We start from the raw sequence: 19,624 nt of genomic DNA on the forward strand, positions 1-19,624 counted from the left end.
TTTGGTATTAAATTATTTTTTACAATTCTTTTGGGTTTCCAAAGCTCTTTCTAATCCCCATTTTGGAGAAAAAGGTGTCGCTGGTTTAAAAGTAGCAAAAAGTTCGACAGCTTTATCCACTTGTGCACATAACGGTTTGGTATCAACCCCTGACCATTTTGCTCCTCCAATCTGATAATCCGCTTCACCAAAAACAATTCTCGGGTTATTCGGGTCTATCGCTTTTCCTTTTGCATAAGCTTCCATCACTTTAGCCGAATATTTCATTCCGTTTGTCATCGGATCTGCTACCACCCAGGCTGTATAGATTAAAGCCTGCATCGCATATAATTCGGCATTATTTTGATCTTTAACAAATTCTGTATCCAGTGCATCTTGCGCTTTCGTCAGCAGCAAATCAATTTTTGTTTTATCTTTTTCAGAAAATGCAGCTGTAGTATTGATTAAGGCTACATAGTAATTTGGCAAGTAACTGTTTTTTTCTGCTGCAGCAATTCTTTCAAACATAGCCGAAGCTTCCGTATTTTTTCCTTCTTTCCAAAGCCCGAAAGCTTTCCCCATTCCTTGTTCAAATTGTGTTTGTGCAGATATTAAATTGCAGATAAATAAAGTAATAATGGTAATAATCTTGGTCATGATTTCTTGTTTTTAAAGTTGTTAAATATTTTAAATTTTGATAATCTAAGTTTTTATTGATGATTAAAACTCTCTTTTTTAGGTTCAAAGGTTCAGAGTTCCAAAGTGGCAAAGTTTTTATTTTCTTATCCGTTAACCTTTGTCTATTTGTTCCTTGTTAATTTATACTTCAAAAGTATATCGGATTTTATTCTTTTAAAATTAAATGATACCGAGTTGTTGATTTTGATGACTGAATTGTTTTTTTTTGAGGTGCTAAGGTTCTGAGAAGCTAAGGAACTAAGTTATTATGACACTGAGCCATTTAGAAGAAACCTTAGCGCCTTAGAACCTTAGCAACTTAGTGGCTTTAAAGATTCTTCAACTGATTCTCGTTTTTATTCTGACTTATGGTCCAGAAGAATCCAACGAAGAAAAAGCGATCGGCGGTTGGTATAATGGCTTGTCTGTTGTAAACTCCGTTGGTATCGGGATTTTTTGCGTAATCATATCCAAAAACATTTTGAGTTCCCAATACATTTGAAACAGAGAAATACAGGATTTTTTGAGTGGTTAATAAATAAGCCCAGTTGAAGCTCAAACTATTATACGCTTTTGTTCTTCCATTCATGAACTGCGTCTGATTTGGATCGTTGTACGGACGTCCGGAACTGAAACTGTTCGTAAAACCAATCTGAGATTTCCAATCGGTAATAAAATATTTGGTTACGACAGACAGGGTATGATGAGCCACAAAACCAGGAGTTACCATCGCTGTAAAATTCTTGTACTGTCTCTCTGAATCGATATAAGAATAAGAAATCCAGTATTCCAGGTTCTTGTGCAGATTGCTGTCTCTCCAAAACAAATCCAATCCTTTTGCATAGCCCGAACCGTTGTTATTGAAAACCGAATTATACTGAATATCTCTCGTATTGTATTGTACTAAATTGCTATAGTCTTTATAGTAAGCCTCTGCTCTAAAAGTTTGCCCCGGTTTGGTGAACTGATAATTTAAGATATAATGTCTCGCTTTTTCACTTTCAAACTGATGGTATTTGGAGTATTTAATATAATCGACTACCGGTGTCTGTGTAAAATCTCCGTAAGCAAATGAAAACTGACTGGTTTTCGAAATTTTATAAGCCAGAGAAGCTCTTGGGGCAATGTTTGTTTCGTTTAGCAAACTGTTATTCGAAAGTCTGAAACCTACTTTTGCAGCCAGTTTTTTCGAGAATAGAATATCTCCTTCCGTATAAAAAGCGGCAATATTAGAATCGTAGCCATTTGCTGTTTTTACAGCAATATTGTCGGTATAATTTTCATTAAACTTTGTAATGAAATAATCGGCTCCGAATGACAACTTGAAATAATTCGAGATGTTTTTTCTCAATTTTAACTTTAGCTGAGCTGCATTTTCATTATTGTCCACATCATTAATATCAAATTTAATTTTGTTTTTGCTGTATCCGTAACTAACTCCTGATGTGAGTTGCCAGCCTGTTCCAAAATCTCCCTTATACGATGCATTCAGATAAAAGTTATTATTGTCCAGATCCGTTCGGATAGGATTAGCGAAATTGACATTTTTCTGATTCAAATCGAATTTCTCTGCATCAAAAGCAGCGTAGAATTTAAAAATTCCTCTTTCAAAATTATAGCGATATACGGCCTCACCACCCAAAGACTGATACGGATTATTCCAATCTACGTTTTGCGGAATTACAGCCTGGTAAGGTGCCAGATTAATATAATTGGTATTGATACTGAACGAGCTTTTTTTCCATTTTTGAGTATTCCCAACTCCCAAACCTACAGTCATTAAAGCAATATCCGTTTTATTCTGATCCGGTTCATCCTGAGTGTTTAGCAACAAAACGCTTGATAAAGCTTCCCCATATTCTGCGGAATATCCTCCGGTTGAAAACGCAATTCCGCTAAACAAAAATGGAGAGAATCGGCTTCGGGTTGGCAAATTATTAGTCGTTGCACCATAAGGCTGTGCTACACGAAGTCCGTCTACAAAAGTTTGTGTTTCGCTTGCCTCACCTCCACGAACAAATAAACGCCCGTCTTCGCCAACGCTTTGTGTTCCCGGTAAAGTTTGTAAAGCTGCAATAATGTTTCCCGCTGATCCGGCGGTAGTCACAATATCCAGAGGTTTTAAAACTGAAACTCTTGCTTTATCCCCCGATTCTAAAGTCCCGGCGGTAATAACAACGGCATCAAGTGCATTTACATTTTCTCTCAGTTTCACTGTTTGATCTTTATAATTGGCAACATCTATTTCCTGTTTGAATGTTTCGAAAAGCAAAAAACTCACTACTAAAAATTTATTTCCTTTCTCACTGGTTTCAAATGAAAAACTACCGTTTTCAGCACTTGTCGCTCCGTCATAAGTTCCGTCTATGTAAATATTAGCGCCCTGAACCGGCTTTCCTTTTTGATCAACAACTTTTCCAGAAATCGTATTCTGGGCAAAAGTAAAAATGGTAAAGAATAATAAAATAAAAGTAATTTTGGTTTTCATGATTTTGGTTTTTGATAGAGCAAATGTATTTTAACATTTCCTGTTAAAAAATATTAAATAACCCAATTGTAGAATTTTAAGGATGAGTTGTAAATATCTAATTTGTATCTTAGCTATGAATTCTAAAATCTTCACTTATGTCAGAAAGCAAAAGAATTTCAAATCTGTATCAATCCATTTATAATGGAGATCCATGGCTGGAAGTTAACTTAACCAAAACTTTAGAAAACGTAACTGCCGCACAGGCCTACCGGAAAATAAATCCTAACTTAAATACCATTTGGGAAATTACCAACCATTTGATCCAATGGAGGAGAAACATTCTAAACCGTATGCAGGGAGAGGCCGTAATAACACCGGATCACAACTATTTTGCGCCTGTTTTAGACCCATCAGAAGCGGCTTGGGAGCAATCACTTCAAAGTCTGGCAAAATCACAGGAAGCCTGGAGTACTTTCTTTCAGGATTTTGATGATGCCGATTTGGCTAAAATTTATGTGCATAATGGTCATACTTATTATGAACATCTTCACGGAATTATTCAGCATGATGTCTATCATTTAGGACAAATTGTTATCTTGAAAAAACTTCTTTAAAATAAGTATGCTATGAAAAAATGGTTTTCAATTTTCGCTTTATTGTTTGTAATCGCTATTGGATTCGCTCAGGAATCAGAAACTAAATTTGATGAAAAATTGGCTAAATCTCTGAATGCCGACGAATATGGAATGAAAAAATATGTCTTCTGTCTTTTAAAATCCGGAAGCAACACCACCGCATCCAAAGAAGAAAGCAAGAAACTGTTTGAAGGTCATATGGCGAATATTGGAAAATTAGCCAAAGAAGGAAAACTGGTTGTTGCCGGTCCTTTTATGAAAAACGACCGAAATTATCGAGGCATCTATATTTTTAATGTTGAAACCATAGAGGAAGCAAAAGCATTGGTAGCAACAGATCCTGCCATAAAAGCTAATTTGCTTGAAGCCGAATTAACCCCTTTGTATTCCAGTGCTGCCTTACAGGAAACTTTAAAAATACACGACAAAATTGCCAAGAAAAAAATATAAAAACACTTTATGAAAACCGAGAAGGAAAAAATGATTGCCGGAGAATATTATCTGGCCGGTGACCCTATTTTAGTAAAAGAACGCCGAAAAGCCAAAAACTTACTGCATCGCTTAAACATCACCGAATACCGAATGACCAAAAAAGCAAAGGAAATTCTAGCAGAACTAATTCCGAATGCAGGCAAGAGTTTTTATATAGAACCTCCTTTTCATTGTGACTACGGTTACAATATTTCATGTGGCGACAACGTTTATTTTAATGTAAACTGTGTTGTTTTGGACTGTGCTCCGGTAAATATTGGATCAAATGTGTTTTTTGCACCAAACGTTCAAATTTATACCGCCACCCATCCGCTTGACGCTGAACTCCGAAAAACACTCGAAAATGCTTTACCTATTTCTATCGGAGACGATTGTTGGATTGGCGGAAATACGGTAATCTGTCCGGGGGTCACCATCGGAAAAGGCTGTGTAATTGGTGCGGGATCAGTAGTGACCAAAGACATTCCGGACAACTCGCTGGCCGTTGGAAATCCGGCAAAAATTATTCGAAAATTAAATCAGGAACCCCAATAAAAAATCAATGCTTACCTTAAATAAAGTTCATCATATTGCCATTTTATGCTCGGATTATCAAAAGTCTAAAACTTTCTATACCGAAGTTCTGGGCCTCACCATCATCAGAGAAGTCTATCGTGAGGAGCGTCAATCCTACAAACTTGATTTAGCTCTGAATGGTATTTATGTCGTCGAATTGTTTTCATTTCCTAATCCGCCAAAACGTCCTTCAAGACCCGAAGCTGTCGGCTTGCGTCATTTAGCTTTTGAAGTCATTAATTTAGAGGAAACCATCGCTTTTTTAAACACTAAAAACATCGAATCAGAACCTATCCGAATCGATGAATTCACTGAAAAACGATTCACTTTTATTGCCGATCCTGACGAGTTGCCTATTGAATTTTATGAAAGATAAGATCAAAACGAACAGAAAGTATTTTCTTTCACTGATAACTTTAACACAATATAAGGAGCGATTTGTATTAAAAACCGAATTTGATTAACTAATTTTGTAATCCGCATAAAAAATTGCGATTTCAAAATCGATCTCTGATGAACAAAACGGCGAAAATCAAAAAAAATCATCAATTTATTGTCTTCAAAAAATTAGTTATTGTTTCCGTATTAATAGGCTTTCTTTCTGCCTTTTTAGGAATCTCACTCAAAAAAATTACCGAATATTACGAAGAAATTTTCTTTCATGAAGTCTCCGTAAATCCTGTTTTTTATATCATCTTCCCCGTTTTTGGATTGTCCGTTATTTACTTTCTCAGACAATATCTCTTTAAGAAAAAAGAAAACAAGGGTATTAAAGAAGTTTTCGAAAGTACCAAATCCTCTTCCAAAAACTTGCCTTCTTATAAAATTCCGTCACACTTTATCAACGGATTACTGACGGTTATCTTTGGAGGGTCTACCGGAATTGAGGTTTCAACCGTAGTGGCTACCGCCACCATTGGTTCTGTTGCACAACAAAAAGAAAATGTATTTCGTAAATACAAGACCGAACTAATATGTGCAGGAGTTGCAGCAGGAGTAACCGCTTTATTCAGCAGTCCGATTGCGGGAATTTTATTTGCTTTAGAAGTAATCTCCAGAAAAGTAACCCGCGCTTTTATTATTTCCAATATTATTGCTGTTTCCATTGCTTTTGGTTTGCTTACTATCTTAAAAGAAGAGCCGCTATTTGCCGTCTCTATTACCACCTGGCATTTAAAAGCCATTCCTTACTTCATCCTTTTAGGAATTCTGGCCGGAGTAAATTCCGTTTATCTGACCCGTTGTGTTTTATTTTTTAAATCTCAATTCTCACGAATCGATACGCATTATTATAAAATCTTAATTGGTTCAGTCGTTTTAAGCATTTCTCTTTTTATTTTTCCTCAATTGTATGGAGAAGGATATCACGCTATAAAAGGAATATTCAGCACTACTTCTGAAATTCCATTAACCATAACTTTATCGCTAACATTGATTGGTGTATTGATTCTAAAACCAATAGTTACCTCTATCACACTGGCTTCCGGAGGTGATGGCGGTGTATTTGCACCAAGCTTGTTCATTGGTGCTTTTTTAGGATTACTTTTGGCATCTGTATTGAATACCTTTTTTCATGTACACGTAATTCCGGTAAACTTTATGATTATTGGTATGGCAGCTGTATTGAGTGCCAGCATCCATGCCCCTTTTACAGCAATATTCTTAGTCTGTGGCTTAACAAACGATTATACTTTATTTTTGCCTATTCTCGTAGTTTGCCTGATTTCTAAATATACCGCAAAAATGATTTATCCGTATACCGTATATTCTTATTCTCCCAGCATTTCAAAATAATACATCATGCCCGTTCCCAACATAAAAAGAGGTTACCGCAAAACACGTTATATTCTTTACAAAGAAACTTTAATTGACTACAAAGAACATTTTTGGTCGTTTCTGGGATCTTTTGTCGGAATTGGAATTCTGGCTTATCTCGAGTCGATACATTTTGGAGGAAGCGACCTTGTTTATCTTATTGGTTCATTTGGCGCTTCAAGTGTTTTAATTTACGGGATTATTCAAAGTCCGTTTTCACAACCCCGAAATTTAATTGGCGGTCATTTGATTTCAGCAATTATTGGGGTTTCCGTAAATAAATTAGTTCCGGATATTGTCTGGATCGCCGCACCTTTGGCTGTATCACTTTCTATTATTTTCATGCAGATTACCAAGACACTTCACCCACCCGGAGGAGCCACTGCGCTTATCGCGGTCACCGCTTCCCCGCAAATAAAAAATCTGGGGTATATGTATGTGCTGTCTCCTGTATTAGTTGGAGTGTTGATTTTATTTGTGACCGCTTTAATTTTCAACAACATGACTTCCAGCAGAAGTTATCCAAGTCACAGCACCTACCACAAACACTACCATAAGATTAGAAAACGTCTGAGTAGGAAGGGATAATAAGAGTTGCCAATCTTTCTTGGTCGATAAAGAAAAATCTTTTCAACAATTCGTAAATCAAAATTCGTAAATCGTTAATTATACTTTACCTTTGACCTTTCAATAAAAACAACGATTATGGTTTATAAATTTAGAGTAATTCTAGACGCCGAAGAAGATATTTTTAGAGACATTGCTATTCTTGAAGACGATACTCTTGAAGATTTACACAATGCTATCTTCAACGCTTTTGGTTTTGACGGAATGGAAGTGGCTTCGTTTTATACCTGTGATGAAACCTGGAATCAGGAAGATGAGATTCCACTTTTTGATACTGGTGACGTGCCTGGTGAGCAAAGAACGATGGGCGATTATCCGTTATCTTCTATTTTAGACGAACAAAATACCAAAATTATCTATGTATATGATTTCATCAATATGTGGACATTCTTAGTTGAATTAGCTGCTATTGAAGATCAAATCGCAGGAGCTCCATATCCTGAAACATTATTCTCACATGGAGAAATGCCGGACGAAGCTACAGAAAAGAACTTTGAAGCCGACATGCACGACGATATCTACGGAGAATTTGAAGACGATCTTGATGAGGATGATCTTGACATGTTCGAAGGCGATGACAGCTTTGAAGATTACGGATTTGAGGAGAATTGGAATTAGTTCGTAAGTACTAAGCTCCTTAGATACTAAGATACTAAGTTTTTGTATTTGAAGCATTTTTCTTACTTTTAGAGTTTATTTTAAAAGCAAGATAATGAGTCATTTTAGAAAAATTTTAGTTTGGCAAAAATCAATTTCCTTAGTTACCAAAATTTACAAAGTAACAAATAGGTTTCCAAAAGAAGAAATGTTTGGATTAACTTCGCAAATACGTCGAAGTTCAATTTCCGTTCCGAGCAATATTGCAGAAGGATCAGGTAGAGAAAGCACTAAAGAATTTTTGCGATTTTTATTTATTTCTCTAAGTTCTCTATTTGAAATGCAGACTCAGCTTGAAATTGCAAAAAATATAATTTACATAAACGAAGAAGAATTTAACCTTTTATACGAGGACAGTCGAGAGATTGAAAGAATGTTAGCGTCGTTAATTAAAAAATTAAAAGACAATAATTGAAAAACTTAGAATCTTAGAAACTTAGAATCTCAGCAACTCAAAATATGATCAACTTATTCAACACCCACATCGATACGCTTGCGATACACCGCGTAGGGAACAAAAGCAGAAACGAAGCGATTTTTTTATCAGAACAACCATTTAATTTAAATGATGAAATTGTTCCTTTGATCAAAGAGTACTTTTTTAAGCCTTTCAGAGAGAAAGAGGAAAACTATTATCAGTTTGCGCACGAAGTTGATTTAGACTACAACGACATGTTTAAATATGCGACAGAAATTTTTAGCAACCCTGGCAATTTACACGAGGTTTCAAAAAAAATTACTACGCACCTATTCGAACAATCCAATCACCCGCACATTAAAAACGGAGAGGTTTATATCACGTACCTGACCAATCTAAGTATCGACAATAATGTTGTAGATGCTATTGGAATCTTTAAAAGTGAGTTACAAGCTGATTTTTTACAATTTGAAGAGAAAGAAAGTAATCTTGAAATGATCCTGCAACAAGGAATCAACTTAAGTAAATTAGATAAAGGGTGTTTGATTTTTAACTATAAAAAAGAAGAAGGATACAAAATCCTGACCGTTGACAGCAACCGTTATGACGCACGTTACTGGTTAGAGCACTTTTTATCTGTTGATGCTTTTGAGGATGAAAACTTCATCACTAAAAAATACTTAAAATTCTGCCAGAACTTCGCCAAAGATGTCGTTTTACCAGCAGAAGACAAAAAAGAAGAAGTAATGTTCATGAACCGATCTGTGAATTATTTCGCAAAAAACGATCAGTTTGAAGAACAAAATTTCTTAAACGAGGTATTAGACAATCCTGAATTAATTCCTGAATTCAAAAACTACAAAGTAGATAAAGGAGAAAAATACAGCATCGAAGATGTAACCTCATTCCCAATTGCCAACGCTGCAGTTTCAGACGCCAGAAAATCGATCAAAAATGTGATCAATCTGGACACACACATTCAGATCAAAATGGATTTTATCAATCCGGAAAGTGCTGAAAAATTTGTTGAAAAAGGCTGGGATGAAGAAAAACAAATGTATTACTACTTAGTGTATTTCAATAAAGAAGAGAAAAGCTAAGAGTCATTCATTTTCTATTACTTACTTAAAGCAAAAAACGGCAACTACACTAGTAATTGCCGTTTTTTTATGCTTCATTCCAAAGTTACAATACTGAAAACATCGCTTTCAGAATATCATCGTAAACCTTCTTATCGTTCTCTCCGGAGCGAGCCAACACCCTGATTCCGGTATAATTATTAAAGATAAAACGAGCCAGCATTCTTGCTTCTAATTGCATTGAAATTTGTCCTGCCTGCTGTCCTTTTTTTACTGCTGTCAAAAAAATCTCCTCCACTGTTTGCCGATTATCGCTCACAATTTTAGCAATCTCTTCGTCATGCATTGCGAGTTCAACGGCAGCATTTACAACAAAACACCCCTTTGTCATTCGGTCATCCAGACTTTCAATAACCGCCTGTTTAAAAATCTCGGTTAAGGTTTCTTTTATATCTTCTGATTGATTCAAAAGGTTTCTTGTGGCTTCCTGCCCGTGTTCCAGATACCTTCTTAAAGCTTTTGAAAAAAGTTTCTGTTTGTCTCCAAAAGTATCATACAAACTCGAACGGCTTAACCCCAAATGCGTTACCAGATCTTGTGCCGAAGTACCGTTATATCCTTTACACCAAAAAATTTCTATCGCTTTATCCAGAGCCTTATCCTCATCAAATTCTTTTGTTCTGGCCATAACTTCATAATTAAATTCTCTTACAAAGATACGAAAAATTACGGAACGATTGTTCCGTAATTAGAGCAAAAAATTAAACCACCGTGTTTACGGTAAGCCCACCGTCTACCACAATTTCCGTTCCTGTAATAAACGAAGCATCGTCTGAGGCAAGAAAAGTTACTGTCTTAGCAATCTCTGAAGCTTTACCAAAACGTTTCAATAAAATTTTATCGCTTAACGCTGCACCAAATCCCTCGATTTCTGCTTTTTCTAATCCTAATTTTCCAAAAATAGGCGTTTCAATAGGTCCCGGTGAAATTGCATTAATTCTGATATTTCTGGGTGCCAGTTCTGTTGCAAAAACTCGGTTTAAAGATAACAGAGCTGCTTTGCTTGCCGCATAAACTCCTGAATTTTCCATACCAACATTGGCATTTATAGAGGTATTAAAAACAACAGAACCTCCGTCATTTAAAATAGGCAACAACTTTTGAAGTGTAAAATAAACTCCCTTAACGTTCACATCCATAATCGAATCATAATGACCTTCTGAAGCAGATTCCAAGGGAGCAAAAGAAGCGATTCCGGCATTTAAAAACAGTATATCAATTTTACCAAATTTGTCTTTTACTTCGGCAACTAAACGGTCAATTGATTTTAAATCGGATTGGTCCGATGCAATTCCGGTTACTTTCAATTCAGCTTCTGCTTTTGCTAAGGCTTCTTTATTTCTTCCCGTCACAATTACTTTTGCACCATTTGCTGCTAAATCCGCTGCAGCTGCATACCCTATTCCACTATTTCCACCTGTTACTATGGCAACTTTATTCTCTAATTTTTTCATTTTACTTATTTTTAAATTACTGATTATTTGATTATTCTGATACAAAGATATAATAACGGAACGATCGTTCCGTTATTAATTACGTTAATATTTTGTTAAACAAAAAAGATTGCTTTTTACCCCTGCTGTTGACAAGCTTTTGCTCTATGCTATCATAAAGGAAAGAAATAATGAAATGCTAAAAATTCTTAATTTATGCTTAAATTTACAGTCTAAACCAATTCAGATGGATATTCATTTATACAACGAAAGTCCTTTCGAAACGATCATCTCCTTTCACAAGCTTATCGAATCTTTCGAAAAAATTGCTTTGTCAGATGTTGATTACAGGGCTAACTACGCAAAAGCCATTTTAAATCAAATAGAAGCCCTTCCGGAACTTCGAACCGGAATTAAAGACTACGCCACCATTAAGGACAATGAAGCTTTAATCAAAAACCTGTTGGCTGATATCTTCCCAACTGCGTTAACGAATAACGAAATAAAAGCGGTTACCATACCTTTTCAAAATTTATCATTCAATTATACCGAACGTTTTAAGAAGATTCTGAGTAATGCCGGATCTGAGTTTGACATGGAAATTCGTGATTTTGACGATCATCAGTTTTATGTCAACAACTGCTGTATCATTTTAGGGGCCTATTACAAGCAGCGCATCGATTTTAACAACCCTTTTTTCTATGATATTCCGGATGAAAATGGAATAGAAAAACATTATCGAATTCTGTATAATGCCGATTTCATGGAAGTCATCCCAACAGAAAAATCAATCTCTTTAACCCAGGAAGACATCGATCTGCTCCTGGACAACTACAATGATCTCGAACTTTGGAAATCAAAATTCCCAAAGGGAAGCTGGATTCTGAAAGGATTTGGAATCGTTTCTTTGTTTGATGCGACCACAGAAAGTGCCATTTCAAATTTAAAAAGCAACTTACTCAAACCCGATTCAAAAACGGCTGCAACAGATGAAATTGTATTCAATATTTTTAAATCGATCTTTAAAATTCCCGATTTAAAAGTGGGTTTTATTGTTTATAATCCGGAGGAAGAGAAATTTATAAGACCTGTTAAATTTGAAACTCAGATGCAAAGTTTTCTACTTTCAAAAGATCAGGAAATTGATTGTAAGAATGCTTTTTTTGGATGTACTTTCGAAAAATTATTAAACAATAAAGAACCTTTGGTGGTTTCTAATGTAAAAAAATTCATTGAAGAATCTTCCAATAAAAAACTGGGAGAACATTTATTAAAACAGGGAATTCAAAGCTGCATTTTTGCTCCGGTTATAAAAGATGGTCAATTACTGGGTGTAGTAGAATTGGTTTCATCGGAAATAAAAGCACTCAATACGATTAATGCTACCAAACTGGAACTTGTACTGCCTTATTTGACTGATACGATTGATCGCTACAATACAGATATGCAGCATCAGATTGAAGCCATTATTCAGCGCGAATACACCACCATTCACCCAAGTGTGTACTGGAAGTTCAAAAAAGAATCACAAAACTATTTCCAAAACATCAATCACACTAAGGATTATATTTTTAAGGAAATTGTGTTTAAGAACGTATATCCGCTTTATGGGCAAATTGATATCAAAGGTTCTTCCGAACATCGAAATGAAACGGTTAAGATCGACCTTAAAAATCAATTGACTGCCTTATTGAAAATTTTCGAATCTCAGAATTCAAACCACAATCTGGTCCTTTTGGAACAGCGTAAATTTGAACTGGAATCTTTTCGGGATGAGCTTGACGCTCCTTTAAAAGCAGATACTGAACAATATATTCAGCGATATATTGAAGAAGAAATTCACCCTCTTTTAAAGAATACAAAAGAAACCGAAAAAAGTGAAAAACTAGAGCGGGAGTACTTTGAGAGTCTTGATGCAAAAAGCGGTTTGTTTTATCAGGAGCGAAAGAAGTTTGATAATGCGATGTCTATTATCAACAAAAAACTAGCCTCGGTACTGGACAAAAAACAACTCGAAGCACAACAGATTTATCCGCACTATTACGAACGGTTTAAAACAGATGGTGTTGAGCATAACCTCTATATTGGGTCTTCTATTGCGCCAAATCAACCCTTTGATATGATGTATCTGCACAACTTGCGTTTGTGGCAGTTACAAACCTTGTGCGAAATGGAACTTGAACATCATCAGCTTAAAGAATCACTCCCGTACGAACTGGATGTGACTTCTTTAATTTTAGTGTTTACTTCGCCGCTTTCGATCCGTTTCAGAATGGATGAAAAACGCTTTGATGTTGACGGAACCTACAATGCCAGATATGAAGTGGTGAAAAAACGCATCGACAAATCGAACATCAAAGGTACACAAGACCGTATTACGGAGAAAGAGAAAATTACAATTGTGTATTCTCAAAACAGCGAGGAAGCTGAATATTTGAAATACATCAAATACCTGCAGCACAAAAAAATTCTCGAGCCTTCTATTGAACAATTTGAAGTTGAAGACCTTCAGGGAGTTTCGGGTCTGAGAGCCATTCGTGTTAAAGTAATCAACAACAATACAAATCCCGCAGCGAAAAAAATTACCTACCAGGATTTATTAGATGAGCTCAACTAATTTTTAGTTGAGCTTTTATATGGATTTGAATGCAATTACAAAAGAGATTACGGTAACAATGATACCGATCATAAAAAGATTGTAAGCAATACGCAGTAAATTATATTTACGCTGTAACACCAATCCTAAATAATATAAATCTTTTATCATGGTTGAATACAGGTAATCCTTGTCTTTCATCATTTCGTTCATCGCCCAGTCATATTCTTCAAGAGGCATTTTGTAGAAGTTTCCAAAGAATAATAAATTAATTTTCTTGGCTTCGATATCCTCACGTGTAAAAACGCCGGTTGTTACTTTTGGTCGTGTAGATAAAATGGCAAAAATAATAGTCACTACACTTGAAATCAGCATAATAAAAGTGGGGACAACCAAATGCGCATTCTTGGGACTGTCTAATTTAGGGATAATCGTAGAAAGTGCAATCGAAATGATAATAGCATTTACAGACAATAAAATATTTGCTTTACTATCGGCAATCCCACTTAAACGCGTATGATTTCCTAAGGTAACACGAAACAATGTGTCGATACCACGATCCGGTTTTTCAATTTTATCTCTCTTTCTATTCTCTTCCTCGATTTTTTCGGCCTCTTTTTTTTCCTGCTTTTCAATCTTTTTCTGAACCATCAACAGATTTTTCTCTTTTAAAGGCTGCCATTTTCTAAGCGCATAGTCCGTGTAAAAGCGGTGCTTGTTCATTAAAAAATTTAGGTTTTCTTTTGCCCATTCGGCATTTGAAAAATTTAAATTCCAAGTATTCTTTAATTCAATTCGCAATAATTCACAGGTCGTTGCATACTCAGTACCCATAAGGTGAGCAAAATCGGCATCCTTGATTATCTTCTCCAAATGTGTTTTAGGAATATACTCTTTTACGGTGGCCAGAATCAAACCGGAAACCTGTGTTATGAATTCATCCGACAGTCCTTTTTCCTTCAAAAAAGTCGCAACAATTTTCACGCTCTCCTGTTCGTGATTCTCATAACCATTAATATATCCGGTATCATGAAACCAGGCTGCCACTAAAAGTGCTTCCTTCTCTTCGGCCGTAACATCTTCCTTTTTGCAAAGCTCTTTTACAGCATTTACGACCGTTAAAGTATGGTTGAAATTATGATAAGAATATAAATTAGAAAGTTTATCTTTGAGTAAATTACTAACAAAATCTTCGGATTGTTCTATTAAATTCATAAAGAATATTTTTACACCACTAAATTATGAAATTGTTTTTGGATAATCATTTTATTGCGAAAATTAAAACCTGCTCTTTGGCAATAGCTGTCTTGCTGCTCCCCTATTCCTGTGCGACTCATAAAGCACAATATGGTAAAAATGTCAGTGCTAACGAAACGGAAAACGCAACAGATACCATAAAAATTGCACACACTTTTTATTTAGTGGGTGATGCCGGAAACGCCGACGAAGAAAAAGCCCAGCAAACTCTTGAACTACTGCATCAAAAACTAAAAAAAGCGAGTAAAAAATCGACCTTGCTTTTTTTAGGAGATAATATCTATCCGAAAGGTTTCCCTGCCCATAATGAGGGGCTGGAAAAGGCTTTGGCCGAAACGAAACTGACCAATCAATTAAAACTTACCGAAGGATTTAAAGGAAAAACGATTGTCATTCCCGGAAACCACGATTGGTACAATGGTATCAAAGGCCTTGAACTTCAGGCTGAATTTGTTACTAAATATTTAAACGATAAAAAAGCCTTTTTACCCCGAAAAAGTTGTGCCATAGAAGCTGTTAAAATAGACAGTACAACTGCTTTAGTAACGATTGACAGTGAATGGTTTCTGGAAGACTGGAACAACCACCCTACTATAAATGACAATTGTGATATTAAAACCAGAGAAGATTTCTTTGACGAACTGGAAAGTGTTCTTAATAAAAATCAGGAGAAAACGGTCATTCTTGCCATACATCATCCACTCATGAGCAACGGATCGCATGGCGGTCAATATTCGTTAGAAAAGCAACTGTTCCCTCTAGAACAAAAAATTCCGCTTCCGGTAATTGGTTCCTTTATTAATTTACTGCGAAAAACTACAGGTGCCAGTCCGCAAGACATTCAAAACAAACAATATACTGCTTATGCCAAGCGCATTAAAACGCTGCTGCAAAAACAAAAAAATGTGATTGTAGTTTCCGGCCACGATCATAATCTGCAGTATGTCAACAAGGAAAATATTAAGCAGATTATTAGCGGTGCGGGATCAAAATCTGAAGCTGCAAGGGCCATTAACTCAAATGATTTCTCTTATGGAGGAAACGGTTATGCTACCTTGACTTTGTTCAAAAGCGGAGATGCTAAAGTTTCTTTCTTCGGAAATGAAAACAACCACGAAAAGCTACTTTTTGAGCAGGAAATCATAAAGGCTAAAGAAATCAACTGGGCTGCTGATGTTCCGAATAATTTCCCTCCTAAAATCACAACTTCTATCTATTCTCAAAAAATGACGCAGAAAAGTCTGTTTCATAAGTTTCTTTTCGGAAACCACTATAGAAAATATTACAGCTTACCCATTGAGGCTAAAACCGCAACTTTAGACACTTTAATGGGAGGTTTGAAACCTATTCGTGAAGGTGGCGGACATCAGTCTAAATCTTTAAGAGTATCGGATCCTAAAGGCCGAGAGTATGTGATGCGTGCTATGAAAAAAAGCGCTACACAATTTTTACAATCTGTAGCTTTTAAAGATCAGTACATTGTTAATGATTTTGAAAATACCTATGCAGAGAATTTCTTATTGGACTTTTATACTACTTCACATCCTTATACTCCCTTTGCAGTGGGTAATCTGGCCGATAGAATAGGGCTGGCACACAGCAACCCTATTTTATATTACATTCCGAAACAAAATACTTTAAAGGAATTCAATTCGAATTTTGGAGATGAATTGTATATGGTTGAAGAAAGACCTGCCGACAATCATCTGGAAGGTAAGAATTTTGGAAATCCAACTAATATTATCAGCACATCTGACATGATGAAAAACCTTCATAAAGATGAAAAATATACCGTTGACGAAAACGAATACATAAAAGCCCGTTTGTTTGACATGCTTATTGGCGATTGGGACCGACATGACGACCAATGGCGTTGGGGAGAATATAAAAAAGAGGGAAAGGTCATTTACAAACCTATTCCCAGAGATCGCGATCAGGCTTTTTCGAAATATGACGGGACTTTGCTTTCGCTGTTGATGAACATTCCTGCACTGCGCCACATGCGTACTTTTAAAGACAAAATCGATAATGTAAAATGGCTTAACAGAGAACCTTACCCGCTTGATCTGGCCTTTTTAAGAACTGCCGAAGAAAAAGACTGGATTGCTCAGGCAAAATACATTCAGGAAAACTTAACCGATGCTGACATTGACAATGCTTTCAAAAGCCTGCCAAAAGAAGTTCAGGATGAAACAATTAAAGACATACAACAGAAGTTAAAAAGCCGAAAGAAAGAACTTCAAAAATATGCTTCTGAATACTTTGATGTTTTGAGCCATACCGTAATGATCGCCGGAACAGATAAAAAAGACAAGTTTGTAATTCGCCATAGCGCCAAAAAAACACTCGAAATTCAGGTTTTCAGAGTTAAAAAAGAGGGCGACGAATTGATATACACTAAAACCGTTACCGATGCTAAAACTTCCAACTTATGGATTTACGGTTTAGATGACAATGATACTTTCCAGGTAACCGGTACTGAAAAATCGAAGATAAAAATTCGTTTAATAGGTGGACAAAACAATGATACTTATAACATTGAGAACGGAAAAAGAGTGATCGTTTATGATTTTAAATCAAAACAAAACACCTATAATCTGGATTCAAAAACCGGAACTCAACTAACAGACGATTACGACGTTAACCTTTACAATTACGAAAAACCAAAATATAATGTGATTTCAGGGCTTCCAAATATAGGGTACAATCCTGACGATGGCGTAAAGCTTGGTTTTAATTTAAATTATACGGTAAACAATTTCAAACAAAACCCTTACACCCAAAAACATGTGTTAAACGGTTTTTATTATTTCGCAACGGAAGGTTTCGAATTGAATTATGCCGCACATTTTCCGGGTTTGCTTGGCAAGTGGGTTATTGACGTTGAATCGCAATATACAACTCCAAATTTTACAGTGAATTATTTCGGATATGGGAATGAAACGATCAATAATACGGAGCAATTTGGAATGGATTACAACCGCGTTCGCATTCAGAAGTTTAATGTTTCAGCGGCGATCCGACATGTTGGGCGATACGGAAGTGAGTTTAGCATCCAGCCCATGTTTCAACAAATGAGAGTAGAAGAAACCAAAAATCGATTTATTGATATTCCAAACATCATTAATCCGGAGATTTTTCAAAGTCAGACCTTTGGTGGTGCGAAAATCAAGTATCATTTCAAAAATTCCGACTTTGCTGCGAAACCTACTTTGGGAATTACTTTCATGATCTCGGCAGCGTGGTTAGCCAATCTAAATGAGACCAGGCAAAACTTCCCGACTCTTGAAAGTCTTTTAGGATTTACCCATAAAATTGATTCTAACGGAAAGCTGGTTTTAGCCACACTTTTAAAAGGAAAAGCGATCCTAAATAACAATTACGAATTTTATCAGGGTGCGGCTTTAGGAGGCGATACAGACTTACGCGGTTATCGAAACGAACGCTTTCTGGGAAGTTCTTATTTTTCTCAAAGTACTGATTTACGTCTTAGCATTGGTAAAATCCAAAAAACAATTGCTCCTTTAACCTACGGGATTCTGGGTGGTTTTGACTATGGAAGAATCTGGCTTGACGGTGAAAATTCCCGAAAATGGCATCAGGATTATGGCGGCGGACTTTGGCTGAACGCGATCAATGTCCTAACGGCAAGAATCACTTATTTCAAATCACCTGACGAAACCGGAAGAGTCATTTTTGGAGCGGCTTATAGTTTTTAACTAAAGGTTCTGAGATGCTAGGTTACTAAGGTTCTAAGTTTTTTTTGCCACGAATTCACGAATGATTTTGTAATTTAAAATTCGTGAATTCGTGGCAAACTTTTTATTTTAAAGGTACTGAGTTACTGAGATTCTAAGATCCTAAGCTTTCTTTCTCAGTATTCAAAAATGATACAGTAAACTAAAATTCGCGAATTCGTGGCAAAAAGACTTAGAGCCTCAGCACCTCAGTACCTTAGTCCCTTTTTATTTTAGCTTAAACTCATACACATTTCCACCTGTTTTATTTGCCTTTTCATCGGCAATCAACAAAGTGGTGTTGTCTTTAAAAACGACAGCTTCTTTTTGCGAAAAATGATCCAATTTAATTTCCGTTTGCGATCCTTTATGAAACAAATCATTTTTATACCCTTTAAACAAAACGATTTTATCATGACTCAGCAAAGCTACTTTTTTACCATCAGGGCTAATGGTAGCACTTGTTAAAACACAATGATTGTAATTATCACAAGTTTTAAACTCCCCTATTTTAATCGCTTTCTGAGTTCCCGGAGCATTTAAAATCTTATAAATAAAAGCCGTTCCATCGAAATTCTTACTACGGTTTTTGGTAAACAGATAAAAATAATTCCCGTGTTCAAAAAAGCCTTCGACATCATAGAACATCTCTTTTTTCTTCGGAGGAAATTCCGTTTGTTCCGGGTAGGAAAACGAAACCTTATACTCTGCCACTGCTGAATCTTTATTCAACTGATTCTTATTGACTTTATAAATACACAAATCTTTACGCTCGTTGTCGTTATTTCCAAAATCTCCTATATAAACATTCCCGCTTTTATCTCTGGTAATATCTTCCCAATCTACATTAGTCGCATTTGAAACAACAATCGATCTGGCAATCTTCCCATCTGATTTTATCGCATAAATTTCATTTTTATTGCCACTGTCTTCTATCGCATAAATTAAATTCGTTTCAGGAAAATAAGTAATTCCCGAAACTTCTTTTAGCTTCTTCGGAAGTGCGTACAACGTTTTTAAATTTGGATTAGATTGTTGCTGACAAGCCAGTAAGGCTATAGAAGCCCCGAGTAAAAAAAACTTTTTCATAATATCTTCTTTTAATTTAACCTAACTAAAACCTGCTACCCGCCAAA

17 protein-coding genes are annotated in these 19,624 nt (G+C 35.9%); 11 read left to right on the forward strand and 6 right to left on the reverse strand.

The annotated features are described in order from the left end of the window. Positions 1-12 precede the first annotated feature (12 nt). Together B0A80_RS03560 and B0A80_RS03565 are read right to left on the reverse strand one after the other, a co-directional pair. A complete protein-coding gene (locus B0A80_RS03560) occupies positions 13-636 on the reverse strand; it encodes a hypothetical protein (RefSeq protein WP_089076441.1) in 624 nt (207 codons plus the stop codon). A 349-nt stretch (positions 637-985) separates the two neighbouring features. Next, entirely contained in the window at positions 986-3,145 is a 2,160-nt protein-coding gene (locus B0A80_RS03565) for a TonB-dependent receptor (protein ID WP_089076442.1), read from the reverse strand. A gap of 137 nt (positions 3,146-3,282) precedes the next feature. On the opposite strand from B0A80_RS03565, the gene B0A80_RS03570 reads away from it, so the two are divergent. The 9 genes from B0A80_RS03570 to B0A80_RS03610 all read left to right on the forward strand — a co-directional run bounded on the left by B0A80_RS03570 (position 3,283) and on the right by B0A80_RS03610 (position 9,426). Further along, positions 3,283-3,741 carry a DinB family protein gene (locus B0A80_RS03570; RefSeq protein WP_089076443.1) on the forward strand — a complete coding sequence of 153 codons (459 nt, stop codon included), beginning with the start codon at positions 3,283-3,285 and terminating at the stop codon, positions 3,739-3,741. A 12-nt stretch (positions 3,742-3,753) separates the two neighbouring features. Further along, positions 3,754-4,212 carry a YciI family protein gene (locus B0A80_RS03575; RefSeq protein WP_089076444.1) on the forward strand — a complete coding sequence of 153 codons (459 nt, stop codon included), beginning with the start codon at positions 3,754-3,756 and terminating at the stop codon, positions 4,210-4,212. A gap of 9 nt (positions 4,213-4,221) precedes the next feature. After that, entirely contained in the window at positions 4,222-4,788 is a 567-nt protein-coding gene (locus tag B0A80_RS03580; RefSeq protein WP_089076445.1) for a sugar O-acetyltransferase, read from the forward strand. A 7-nt stretch (positions 4,789-4,795) separates the two neighbouring features. Then, on the forward strand, positions 4,796-5,185 hold the full coding sequence (gloA2, locus tag B0A80_RS03585) for an SMU1112c/YaeR family gloxylase I-like metalloprotein (protein ID WP_070907427.1): 390 nt from the start codon (positions 4,796-4,798) through the stop codon (positions 5,183-5,185). A gap of 137 nt (positions 5,186-5,322) precedes the next feature. Beyond that, positions 5,323-6,603, forward strand: coding sequence for a chloride channel protein (locus B0A80_RS03590; RefSeq protein ID WP_089076446.1), 1,281 nt, complete (start codon positions 5,323-5,325; stop codon positions 6,601-6,603). A gap of 6 nt (positions 6,604-6,609) precedes the next feature. Further along, entirely contained in the window at positions 6,610-7,212 is a 603-nt protein-coding gene (locus B0A80_RS03595) for an HPP family protein (RefSeq protein WP_070907429.1), read from the forward strand. A gap of 117 nt (positions 7,213-7,329) precedes the next feature. Further along, positions 7,330-7,869: an IS1096 element passenger TnpR family protein gene (locus B0A80_RS03600; protein ID WP_017495227.1), complete on the forward strand. Its 540-nt coding sequence runs from the start codon at positions 7,330-7,332 to the stop codon at positions 7,867-7,869. A gap of 94 nt (positions 7,870-7,963) precedes the next feature. Then, positions 7,964-8,323 (forward strand): four helix bundle protein, encoded by a 360-nt coding sequence (locus B0A80_RS03605; protein ID WP_089076447.1) that lies wholly within the window; start codon positions 7,964-7,966, stop codon positions 8,321-8,323. A 44-nt stretch (positions 8,324-8,367) separates the two neighbouring features. After that, positions 8,368-9,426 carry a nucleoid-associated protein gene (locus B0A80_RS03610; RefSeq protein ID WP_017495225.1) on the forward strand — a complete coding sequence of 353 codons (1,059 nt, stop codon included), beginning with the start codon at positions 8,368-8,370 and terminating at the stop codon, positions 9,424-9,426. 85 nt (positions 9,427-9,511) lie between these two features. On the opposite strand, the gene B0A80_RS03615 is transcribed toward B0A80_RS03610, so the two are convergent. Then, complete coding sequence (locus B0A80_RS03615; protein WP_070907431.1) at positions 9,512-10,093, reverse strand: TetR/AcrR family transcriptional regulator; 582 nt, start codon at positions 10,091-10,093, stop codon at positions 9,512-9,514. A 73-nt stretch (positions 10,094-10,166) separates the two neighbouring features. Continuing rightward, positions 10,167-10,919, reverse strand: coding sequence for an SDR family oxidoreductase (locus tag B0A80_RS03620; RefSeq protein WP_070907432.1), 753 nt, complete (start codon positions 10,917-10,919; stop codon positions 10,167-10,169). A 226-nt stretch (positions 10,920-11,145) separates the two neighbouring features. Here B0A80_RS03620 and B0A80_RS03625 point away from each other — a divergent pair, with 226 nt between their 5' ends. After that, the gene (locus B0A80_RS03625; protein ID WP_070907559.1) at positions 11,146-13,515 is read left to right on the forward strand and encodes a GAF domain-containing protein; all 2,370 of its coding nucleotides are present in this window, start codon (positions 11,146-11,148) and stop codon (positions 13,513-13,515) included. A 15-nt stretch (positions 13,516-13,530) separates the two neighbouring features. Here the strand turns inward: B0A80_RS03625 and B0A80_RS03630 are convergent, their stop codons facing one another. Further along, a complete protein-coding gene (locus B0A80_RS03630) occupies positions 13,531-14,709 on the reverse strand; it encodes a Pycsar system effector family protein (protein ID WP_089076448.1) in 1,179 nt (392 codons plus the stop codon). 26 nt (positions 14,710-14,735) lie between these two features. On the opposite strand from B0A80_RS03630, the gene B0A80_RS03635 reads away from it, so the two are divergent. Further along, on the forward strand, positions 14,736-18,470 hold the full coding sequence (locus tag B0A80_RS03635; RefSeq protein WP_089076449.1) for a metallophosphoesterase: 3,735 nt from the start codon (positions 14,736-14,738) through the stop codon (positions 18,468-18,470). Positions 18,471-18,716: 246 nt separating this feature from the next. Here B0A80_RS03635 and B0A80_RS03640 read toward each other — a convergent pair whose 3' ends face one another. Next, positions 18,717-19,577: an SdiA-regulated domain-containing protein gene (locus tag B0A80_RS03640; RefSeq protein ID WP_070907435.1), complete on the reverse strand. Its 861-nt coding sequence runs from the start codon at positions 19,575-19,577 to the stop codon at positions 18,717-18,719. Positions 19,578-19,624 lie beyond the last annotated feature (47 nt).

It is taken from the genome of Flavobacterium tructae (genome assembly GCF_002217475.1).
Taxonomy (GTDB): Bacteria; Bacteroidota; Bacteroidia; order Flavobacteriales; family Flavobacteriaceae; genus Flavobacterium; species Flavobacterium tructae.